We start from the raw sequence: 7,930 nt of genomic DNA on the forward strand, positions 1-7,930 counted from the left end.
TTTCGCGAGCAAGCTTTGCTCCCACAGGTGACAGGCGCAGGCCGGTTTTTTTCAGGATGCGGCTGATCCTCAACATAAGTCGCTCCGTGGGAGCAAGGCTTGCCCGCGATGAAGCCGGTGCGGTCCTTCATAAAACCGACGCGCCAGTTTCGCGAGCAAGCTTTGCTCCCACAGGTGTCAGGCGCAGGCCGGTTTTTTTCAGGATGCGGCTGCTCACCAGCATGTCATCGGCGGCGCAGGCGTCCCCCAGCAGGTAGCGCAGGTGTTCGCGGTAGCTGTCGATTTCTTCGCGGCTGCGGCCATGGACCATGGCGAACAGGTTGTAGCGCCAGCCGGGCCGGCGCGGGCGCCGGTAGCAGTGGCTGACGAAGGGCTGCGCCCCCAGCAGGGCGCCGAGACGCGAGATATCGGCATCCGCCACGTCCCAGACCGTCATGCCGTTGTGGCGATAGCCCAGGCGATAGTGATTGGGCACGGCGGCAATGCGGCGGATCGCACCGTCGGCCTGCAGGCGCTTGAGCAGGTCGAGGGTGGATTCCACGCTCAGTTCCAGTTGTTCGGCCAGCCAGGCCCAGGGGTCTTCGAGCAAGGGCAGGCCGGCCTGGGTCAGTTCCACCAGGCGCAGCGCCAAGGGTGTTTCATCCAGCCGTGGCGGCGCTTGCCACAAAGACTCAGACGGGGAAATACAGGCCGACATGGTAGGTCTCCTCTTTGGGCAGGTTCAGCGGCACCAGGCCGGTCAGGTGTTCGATGTGCAGCAGGGTGTCGTTGATCGCCTGTTCGCTGGGGCAGGCGAGCACGAACCACATGTTCCAGGTGTGCTCGCGGCGGTAGTTGTGGGCGACCTCGGGCATGTCCGCGAGCAGCTCGGCGATGGTCTCGAAGCGCGGCTCGGGCACTGCCAGCGCCGCCAGGGTGAACGCACCGCCCAGGCGATCGATGTCGAACATCGGGCCGAAGCGGGTGAGTACACCGTCGTTGAGCAACTCATGCAGGCGGTCGAGCAATTCGGTGCTGCTGCTGTCCAGTTCCTGGGCCAGGGCCTGCCAAGGGTGACGCACCAGCGGCAGGCCCAGTTGCAGGCGATTGATCAGGCGACGGTCGAGGTCATCCATCGATACGGGCTCCGGCCGGGGCGGCGAAACGTCCGCCGCATTGCTTGAACAGGTGCGTGCTGAACAGCAACTGGTGGGGCAGGTCGTCCAGCAGGTGTTCTTCCAGCAGCGCCTGGACATGGGCCTCGACACGGTCACGCTGGCGACCGTGGATCATGCAGAACAGGTTGTATTGCCACTGGGGCAGGCGCCTGGGGCGTTGGTAGCAAAGGCTGATGCCCGGGGTTTGCCCGAGGCGTCGGCCGACTTCATCGACCAAGGCGTCCGGCACGTCCAGCACCAGCATGGCGTTGGCGGCAAAGCCCAAGGCACGATGGTTGACCACCAGGCCGACACGGCGGAACAGCCCCTGTTCATGCCAATGCTGCACCTGTTCAAGCACCTGTTGCTCGCTGGCCTCGATCTGCTCGGCCAGGGCCTGGAAGGGACGCGATGTCAGGGGCAGGCCGGTTTCCAGCAAACGGCGCAGTGCCAGTGACTGTTGTTCGCTCAGGGCGTTTTTCATGGGGTGGCCTCCAGGGCAAAGCCCAGGTCGATGCGGTAGGCGGTCAGCATGGGCAGGTCCAGTGGCGTGAGACCGGTGTCGTTCTCCAGTTCCTGGAGGATGTTTTCCAGGTGGGCGCGGTTGGGGCCGGTCAGCACGAACCAGAGGTTGTAGCGATGTTCGCGGGCATAGTTGTGATTGACTTCCGGGTATTGGCTGATGCGTGCCGCCACTTGGTGCAAGCGCTCTTCGGGCACGGCCAGGGCGGCCAGGGTGCTGGCCCCGGCCCGGGTGTGTTCGAACACTGGGCCGACCCGTGACAAGGTCCCGGCCACTTGCAGGTGTTGCAGGCAGTCGATGACCTGGGCTTCGCTGCAGCCCAAGGTCTCGGCCATGGCCCGGTAGGGCTCGGCGCACAACGGCAGGCCATGCTGGAATTGATCGATCAGGCGCCGGGCCAGTGAGCTGGAGGTCATGATCAGTACCCCGGCTTGTGCGCGCGGCTGCTGAAGAAAACGCCGCTCGGGCTGAGGGCCGGCAGGCTGCCCAGGCGCTCGAGCCGATACGGGTTCCAGACCTGTACCTCGCCACCGTCCCGGGCGGACAACCACAACTGGTCACCCCGCGCGGTGAATTCCATGTGCAGCACCGCCGGGCCTGGCCGCAGATCCGCGACGATGGCGTGGGTCTGGGTGTCGATGACCTGGACGCGGTCGTTGTCCGGGTAGGCGAAGTTGACCCACAGCTGCCGGCCGTCCGGTCGCGCCGTGACGAACACCGGTTGACCGGCCACGGCGATGGCGTCGGTCTGTTGCCAATCCTGGGCGTTCATCACCAACACCTGGTGATGCCCGACGGCAGGCACGAAGGCTTGCTGGTCGGCCATGGCCCAGCCTTCCAGATGCGGCATCTTGTACACCGGGAGCCGCTCCTGGCCGCGCCCGTAATGGCCCAGTACCCGTTTCACCCCGAGCTCCGGGTGCCAGAGATCGAGTTGGGCCATGCCGTCTTCACCGAACAGCCCGGCCATGTAATAACGCCCGTCCGGGGTGATCAGAGCATCGTAGGGTTGCTGGCCGATGGCGGTGAAACGCTCGATGCGCGGGCTGAGGCCTTGGCTGAAGTCGGCGGTCCAGATCTCGCCGGTGTCGAACAGGCTGAACACGAAGCGTTGCCCTGGCGCGTCCACCAAGCCGACCACCCGGGAGCGCTTTTGTCCGCCGGGCAACGGCGTGGCGGGAATGTCGGCGACCTGTTCCAGGGTCTGGGCGTCGAACACCTTGACGCCGCCGGGCTCGTAGTTGGAGACGGCGATCAGCTTCCCATCCTGGCTGATTGCGCCGCCGATGCTGTTGCCGCCCTGGATGATCCGGCGTTCGATGCGCGCGCCCAGCAGGTCGACTTTGCTCAGGCCCCCATCGCGACCGAACACGTAGGCATAGCGCTGGTCGCGGGAGAACACCACCGAGGCGTGGGACAAGTCGCCCAGGCCTTCGACGCGGCCCAGGGCGGTGCGGGTGTCGCTTTCAATGATTTGCAGGCTGCCGGTGGCGCGCTCCACCACCACGCCCAAATCGCCGGTGCCGCGCAACGGTGTCTGGGCACAACCGCAGAGCAGCAGGGCGATGGCGGTGGAGGAGAGGAAAGAACGGATCATGAGGCGGGTTTTCCTTGAAGGAGCCGGTCCACCAGCCAGCGAATGTCGTCGGGCGCAAGCAGCGGTGCCCAACCGGGCATGGCGCTGCCGGGCCGTCCGAGGGTGACGGTGGCGATGAGGCTGTCGCGGGATTTTCCGGCCAGGGCTTCGTGGGTCAGGGGTGGGCCGAGGCCGCCGGTCATGTACAGGCCGTGGCAGGCGCCACAATCCTGGTCCAACAGGTGTTGCAGTTGGGCCTGGCGCTGGCTGTCGGGAGCGGCCAGCACGCAGGAGGAGAAAACAAAGAGGAGGGTGGTTATCAAGGTTGCAGAGCTGTGTCGTTCCATGACGTCCTCCTGATAAGAAAATAAAGTCGCGCACAGCTTTTGTGGCGAGGGAGCTTGCTCCCGCTGGGCTGCGAAGCAGCCCCTTGGGTTTGCCTGACACACCGAGTCGTCAGGTTGCTATTGGGGCTGCTGCGCAGCCCAGCGGGAGCAAGCTCCCTCGCCACAGGTATTCTTAAAAGCCTCCCTTCTGGGTGGTTATTTAAGGGTCAAGACCCACGCAGCCAGGATCTTGGCTTCCTCTTCCGTCACGGGGTTGGCCGGCATCGGCATCGGTCCCCAGTTACCTTGCGTACCTTCCTTGATGTGCTTGGCGAGTAAATCCTGTGCTCCGGCGACGCCGGCGTTTTTCGCCGCGACGTCCTTGAGCGCCGGGCCAACCACCTTGGTGTCGATGGAGTGGCAGGCCGCGCAGGGCTTGCTCTTGAACAGCGTCGGGCCGTCTTGGGCCAACGCCGGCAGGCTGTAGGCGGCAGTCAAGGCCAGGGCAATCAGAATAGGCTTCATGGTTTTTCCTCTTATTGATGGGGCTCAATAGATGTCGTGTTGGGTGTTGTAGACGTTGAATTTCCCGGTCGGGGTGATCAGGCGTTTGTCCTTGATCACGTTCTTGACCTTGAGGGTCTTGTCGTCGATCACCACCAGCGCCGACTCGTCTTCCTGGCCACTCCAGACCGAGAACCAGACCTCGTCGCCGGCCTTGTTGTATTCCGGTTGCACCACCCGTAGCGCGCCTTTCTTGATACCGGCGTACTCGGCAATCGGCAGCACGGTGTAGCCGGCGTCGAGCTTGTCGATGTTGAACACCGCTACCGACTGGCTGAGCTTGGCGTCAGGGCTGAGGGTGGTGTCGACATACAGGTGACGGGACGCGGGGTGAGTCTTGATGAACAGCGAGCCGCCACCCTGGCCCTGGAGCGAACCGACCTGTTTCCAGGCGTATTGCGGGTGATTGACCGGGTCGGTGCCGATCAGCGAAACCCCGGCATCGCCCAAGTGGCTGGTGGCCCAGACCGGTCCGTAGAGGGGGTGGTTGAAGTTGGCGCCGCGTCCCGGGTGCGGGGTCTTGCCAACGTCCACCAGGGCGGTGAGCTTGCGTTCCTTGGAGTCGATCACCGCGACCTTGTTGGAGTTGTTGGCGGCCGTCATGAAGTAGCGATGGCTGCTGTCCCAACCGCCGTCATGCAGGAACGGCGCGGCGTCGATGCTGGTGATGGTGAGGTTCTTGATGTCCTGGTAATTGACCAGCATCACCTTGCCGGTTTCCTTGACGTTGACGATGAACTCCGGCCATTCGTGGGAGGCGATGATGGCCGCGACCCGAGGCTCGGGATGGTACTGCTGGGTGTCAACGGTCATGCCGCGGGTCGAGACGATCTGCTTGGGCTCCAGGGTCTCACCGTCCATGATGGTGAACTGCGGCGGCCAGTACGAGCCGGCGATGGTGTACTTGTCTTCGTAGCCCTTGAACTTGGAGGTTTCCACCGAGCGGGCCTCGATGCCCACCTTGATTTCCGCGACCTTGGTCGGCTCTTTCGGCCACAGGTCGATCATGTCGATCTTGGCATCCCGGCCGATCACCAGCAGGTAGCGGCCCGACGCCGAGATGCGCGAGATGTGCACCGCATAACCGGTCTCGATCAGCTTGACGATCTTCTTGCTGTCGCCGTCGATCAGGGCAATCTTGCCGTCGTCGCGCAGGGTCACCGAGAACAGGTTCTGCAGGTTGAGGCTGTTGAGTTGTTTGGTCGGCCGGTCCTCGGGCTTGACCAGGACCTTCCAGGTCTTGCGGGTTTCGGCCATGCCCCATTCCGGTGGCGTCGGCGGGGTGTGCTGGATGAACTTGGCCATCACCGTGATCTGGTCTTTGGTCAGGGCATTGGACGTGCCCCAGTTCGGCATGCCAGCGGCCGAGCCGTAGGTGATCAGCGCCTCCAGGTAGGCCTGGCCGCGCGATTGGGTGATGTCGGGTGTCAGCGGCTTGCCGGTGGCGCCTTTGCGAAGCACGCCGTGGCAACCGGCGCAGCGTTGAAAGTAGATTTCCTTGGCCGTGTCGAAGTCGGCCTGGCTCAGGTCGGGCGCGCCTTCGGTCTTGACCACGCGGGGTTGCTCCGGCGCAGCGGTTTGGTCGGCGAAGGCGTGGGGGGCGGCCAGCGCTGTACACAGCGCCGTGACCCGCAGGGCCCACGATTTTTTGTGGCTGATCAGCATTCCATTTCTCCTCAGGCGTGACCCGCGCTGCGCTGTAATTGACGTTCGGCGCGCAGGTTCTTGGTGCGGTGCAAGGCTATGCCCAGGCCGGTGGTTAGCCGCTTGACGGCGATCAAGTTTGCCGGCCGCAGCCCTTGCCAGGTTGTCGCAGGGCACCGTAGCGTTGCCTGCAATCGTGTTGTCTGATCAGGCCTTGCCATGAACGCTATCCACACTTTGCAGCACCCCGACGAACCCTTTTATCAACCCCAGGACAACGAGCAGGCGATGTTCGAACAGGCCTGGCATCACGGCATGCCGGTGCTGATCAAAGGCCCGACCGGCTGCGGCAAGACCCGCTTCGTCCAGCACATGGCCCACCGCCTGAAGCTGCCGCTGTACACCGTGGCCTGCCACGACGACTTGAGCGCAGCCGACCTGGTGGGGCGTCACCTGATCGGCGCCCAGGGCACCTGGTGGCAGGACGGGCCCTTGACCCGGGCGGTGCGCGAGGGCGGCATCTGTTATCTGGATGAGGTGGTCGAAGCGCGCCAGGACACGGCCGTGGTGTTGCACCCACTGGCCGATGATCGTCGGCAGTTGTACCTGGAACGCACCGGTGAAGTACTGCAGGCGCCGCCGTCCTTCATGCTGGTGGTGTCGTACAACCCCGGTTACCAGAACCTGCTCAAGGGCATGAAGCCCAGCACTCGCCAGCGTTTCGTGGCGATGCGCTTTGGCTATCCGGCGGTGGCCGATGAAGAGCGCATCGTCGCCCGCGAGGCCGGGGTCGATCTGGCCCTGGCGGCCCAGGTGGTGCGATTGGGGCAGGCGCTGCGCCGGCTCGATCAGCATGACCTGGAGGAAGTCGCCTCGACGCGCTTGCTGATTTTCGCCGCGCGCATGATCGGCTCCGGCATGGACCCGCGCCAAGCCTGCCTGGCGTGCCTGGCCGAGCCATTGAGTGACGACCCGCAGACCGTCGCCGCGCTGATGGATGTGGTCGATGTCCACTTTGGCTGAAACCGTTGCCGTGCCCCGACGCTTGCCCGGGGACCTGGCGATGTGGTTTTTCATCCTCGCCGAGTTGTCGGTGTTCGCGTTGTTGATCCTGACGTTCACCGTCGCCCAGGCGTTGTACCCGCAGACTTTCAGCGAAGGCCGGCAATTGCTGGACCGCTCCACGGGCCTGGCGATGACCCTCAGCCTGCTGACCGCTGGCCTGTTCGCGGCCCTGGCCCAGGAGCAAGTCAGGCAGGACCGGCCGCGTCGAGCCGCACTGTTGTTGTGTGTGGCGTTGTTGCTTGCTTGCGGCTATGTGGGGATCAAGCTCACGGAGTACGCCCATCTGTTGGCGAACGGCCTGGGGATGGAGCACAACACGTTCTTCACTTTGTACTGGATCCTCACCGCGTTTCATTTTCTCCATGTGTTGCTGGGCATGGTGATCCTCGCCTGGCTGGCCGAAGGGTGTCGGCGACGTCGCTATGGGGCGCAGCGCAACAGTGGGCTGGAATCCGGCGTGCTGTATTGGCACATGGTCGATCTGGTCTGGGTGCTGCTGTTCCCGGTTGTCTACATCCTTGATTGAGCGGAGGTGCTCATGTCGACTTCCCGTGTCTTGATTGCTTGCTGGATGACGCTGGCGGTGCTGAGCACCGGCACCGTTGCCCTGGGCCAGATCGCGGCTACCGGGCTGGTGTCCATCGCCATCCTGGTGGTCGCGGTGACCAAGGCCTGGCTGATCGCCGACGGCTTCATGGAACTGCGTCACGCGCCGCGATTGTGGCGGCGGTTGGTGTTGAGCTGGGCGGCGTTGCTCGCGATTGCGATCTCGTTCACGCTCTGACGCCCGACATTCCCCCCCCCCTGTGGCGAGGGAGCTTGCTCCCGCTGGGCTGCGCTGTAGGAGCTGTCGAGTGCAACGAGGCTGCGATCTTTCCCCTGCAAACGGGGTCTGGAGCGAAAGATCAAAAAATCGCAGCCTCGCTGCGCTCGACAGCTCCTACAGGCCAGCGGGAGCAAGCTCTCATCAAACAAAATCCATCCCCTTGTTCTTAAAGCTTTTTTAAGCCGCAACCAATCGGACACCCAACTTTGTAGCCTTGCGCTGCAAAGCTCTAAGCTGACGATCACGGCTTTTAGCCTCGTACTCGTCCAT

11 protein-coding genes are annotated in these 7,930 nt (G+C 63.9%); 3 read left to right on the forward strand and 8 right to left on the reverse strand.

The features are described 5' to 3' along the window. Positions 1–127: 127 nt before the first annotated feature. The 8 genes from ahbB (AB4Z20_RS25630) to AB4Z20_RS25665 all read right to left on the reverse strand — a co-directional run bounded on the left by ahbB (AB4Z20_RS25630) (position 128) and on the right by AB4Z20_RS25665 (position 5,790). Positions 128–697: a siroheme decarboxylase subunit beta gene (gene ahbB, locus AB4Z20_RS25630; protein WP_442090904.1), complete on the reverse strand. Its 570-nt coding sequence runs from the start codon at positions 695–697 to the stop codon at positions 128–130. Beyond that, positions 672–1,115 (reverse strand): Lrp/AsnC family transcriptional regulator, encoded by a 444-nt coding sequence (locus AB4Z20_RS25635; RefSeq protein ID WP_214510184.1) that lies wholly within the window; start codon positions 1,113–1,115, stop codon positions 672–674. Before AB4Z20_RS25635 ends, ahbB (AB4Z20_RS25630) begins: the two co-directional genes overlap by 26 nt. Next, positions 1,108–1,620, reverse strand: coding sequence for a siroheme decarboxylase subunit beta (gene ahbB, locus AB4Z20_RS25640; protein ID WP_003202513.1), 513 nt, complete (start codon positions 1,618–1,620; stop codon positions 1,108–1,110). The genes AB4Z20_RS25635 and ahbB (AB4Z20_RS25640) overlap by 8 nt, the downstream gene beginning before the upstream one ends. Next, positions 1,617–2,075 carry an Lrp/AsnC family transcriptional regulator gene (locus AB4Z20_RS25645; protein ID WP_046065825.1) on the reverse strand — a complete coding sequence of 153 codons (459 nt, stop codon included), beginning with the start codon at positions 2,073–2,075 and terminating at the stop codon, positions 1,617–1,619. Before AB4Z20_RS25645 ends, ahbB (AB4Z20_RS25640) begins: the two co-directional genes overlap by 4 nt. Before the next feature lie 2 nt (positions 2,076–2,077). Continuing rightward, complete coding sequence (locus AB4Z20_RS25650; RefSeq protein ID WP_442090905.1) at positions 2,078–3,256, reverse strand: cytochrome D1 domain-containing protein; 1,179 nt, start codon at positions 3,254–3,256, stop codon at positions 2,078–2,080. Continuing rightward, entirely contained in the window at positions 3,253–3,582 is a 330-nt protein-coding gene (locus tag AB4Z20_RS25655; protein WP_024616180.1) for a c-type cytochrome, read from the reverse strand. Before AB4Z20_RS25655 ends, AB4Z20_RS25650 begins: the two co-directional genes overlap by 4 nt. Positions 3,583–3,777: 195 nt before the next feature. Continuing rightward, positions 3,778–4,086 carry a c-type cytochrome gene (locus AB4Z20_RS25660; protein WP_063320835.1) on the reverse strand — a complete coding sequence of 103 codons (309 nt, stop codon included), beginning with the start codon at positions 4,084–4,086 and terminating at the stop codon, positions 3,778–3,780. 24 nt (positions 4,087–4,110) lie between these two features. Then, positions 4,111–5,790 carry a cytochrome D1 domain-containing protein gene (locus AB4Z20_RS25665; RefSeq protein ID WP_442090907.1) on the reverse strand — a complete coding sequence of 560 codons (1,680 nt, stop codon included), beginning with the start codon at positions 5,788–5,790 and terminating at the stop codon, positions 4,111–4,113. A gap of 267 nt (positions 5,791–6,057) precedes the next feature. Between AB4Z20_RS25665 and AB4Z20_RS25670 the strand changes: the two genes are divergently transcribed. From AB4Z20_RS25670 to AB4Z20_RS25680, 3 genes are read left to right on the forward strand one after another with little or no spacing between them, the layout of a single operon-like run. Next, the gene (locus AB4Z20_RS25670; protein WP_371856181.1) at positions 6,058–6,792 is read left to right on the forward strand and encodes a CbbQ/NirQ/NorQ/GpvN family protein; all 735 of its coding nucleotides are present in this window, start codon (positions 6,058–6,060) and stop codon (positions 6,790–6,792) included. Continuing rightward, positions 6,776–7,360 (forward strand): cytochrome c oxidase subunit 3 family protein, encoded by a 585-nt coding sequence (locus AB4Z20_RS25675; RefSeq protein ID WP_253475399.1) that lies wholly within the window; start codon positions 6,776–6,778, stop codon positions 7,358–7,360. The genes AB4Z20_RS25670 and AB4Z20_RS25675 overlap by 17 nt, the downstream gene beginning before the upstream one ends. Before the next feature lie 12 nt (positions 7,361–7,372). Beyond that, entirely contained in the window at positions 7,373–7,618 is a 246-nt protein-coding gene (locus AB4Z20_RS25680) for a cytochrome C oxidase subunit IV family protein (protein WP_442090908.1), read from the forward strand. Positions 7,619–7,930: the final 312 nt, after the last annotated feature.

It is taken from the genome of Pseudomonas sp. KB_12, from assembly GCF_052114545.1.
Lineage (GTDB): Bacteria > Pseudomonadota > Gammaproteobacteria > Pseudomonadales > Pseudomonadaceae > Aquipseudomonas > Aquipseudomonas brassicacearum.

Excerpts from the sequence above, each read along its gene's own strand:
- ahbB (WP_442090904.1), bottom strand. The coding sequence starts at position 697 with ATGTCGGCCTGTATTTCCCCGTCTGAGTCTTTGTGGCAAGCGCCGCCA.
- AB4Z20_RS25645 (WP_046065825.1), bottom strand. The coding sequence starts at position 2,075 with ATGACCTCCAGCTCACTGGCCCGGCGCCTGATCGATCAATTCCAGCAT.
- AB4Z20_RS25655 (WP_024616180.1), bottom strand. The coding sequence starts at position 3,582 with ATGGAACGACACAGCTCTGCAACCTTGATAACCACCCTCCTCTTTGTT.
- AB4Z20_RS25665 (WP_442090907.1), bottom strand. The coding sequence starts at position 5,790 with ATGCTGATCAGCCACAAAAAATCGTGGGCCCTGCGGGTCACGGCGCTG.
- AB4Z20_RS25635 (WP_214510184.1), bottom strand. The coding sequence starts at position 1,115 with ATGGATGACCTCGACCGTCGCCTGATCAATCGCCTGCAACTGGGCCTG.
- AB4Z20_RS25675 (WP_253475399.1), top strand. The coding sequence starts at position 6,776 with ATGTCCACTTTGGCTGAAACCGTTGCCGTGCCCCGACGCTTGCCCGGG.
- ahbB (WP_003202513.1), bottom strand. The coding sequence starts at position 1,620 with ATGAAAAACGCCCTGAGCGAACAACAGTCACTGGCACTGCGCCGTTTG.
- AB4Z20_RS25680 (WP_442090908.1), top strand. The coding sequence starts at position 7,373 with ATGTCGACTTCCCGTGTCTTGATTGCTTGCTGGATGACGCTGGCGGTG.
- AB4Z20_RS25660 (WP_063320835.1), bottom strand. The coding sequence starts at position 4,086 with ATGAAGCCTATTCTGATTGCCCTGGCCTTGACTGCCGCCTACAGCCTG.
- AB4Z20_RS25670 (WP_371856181.1), top strand. The coding sequence starts at position 6,058 with ATGTTCGAACAGGCCTGGCATCACGGCATGCCGGTGCTGATCAAAGGC.
- AB4Z20_RS25650 (WP_442090905.1), bottom strand. The coding sequence starts at position 3,256 with ATGATCCGTTCTTTCCTCTCCTCCACCGCCATCGCCCTGCTGCTCTGC.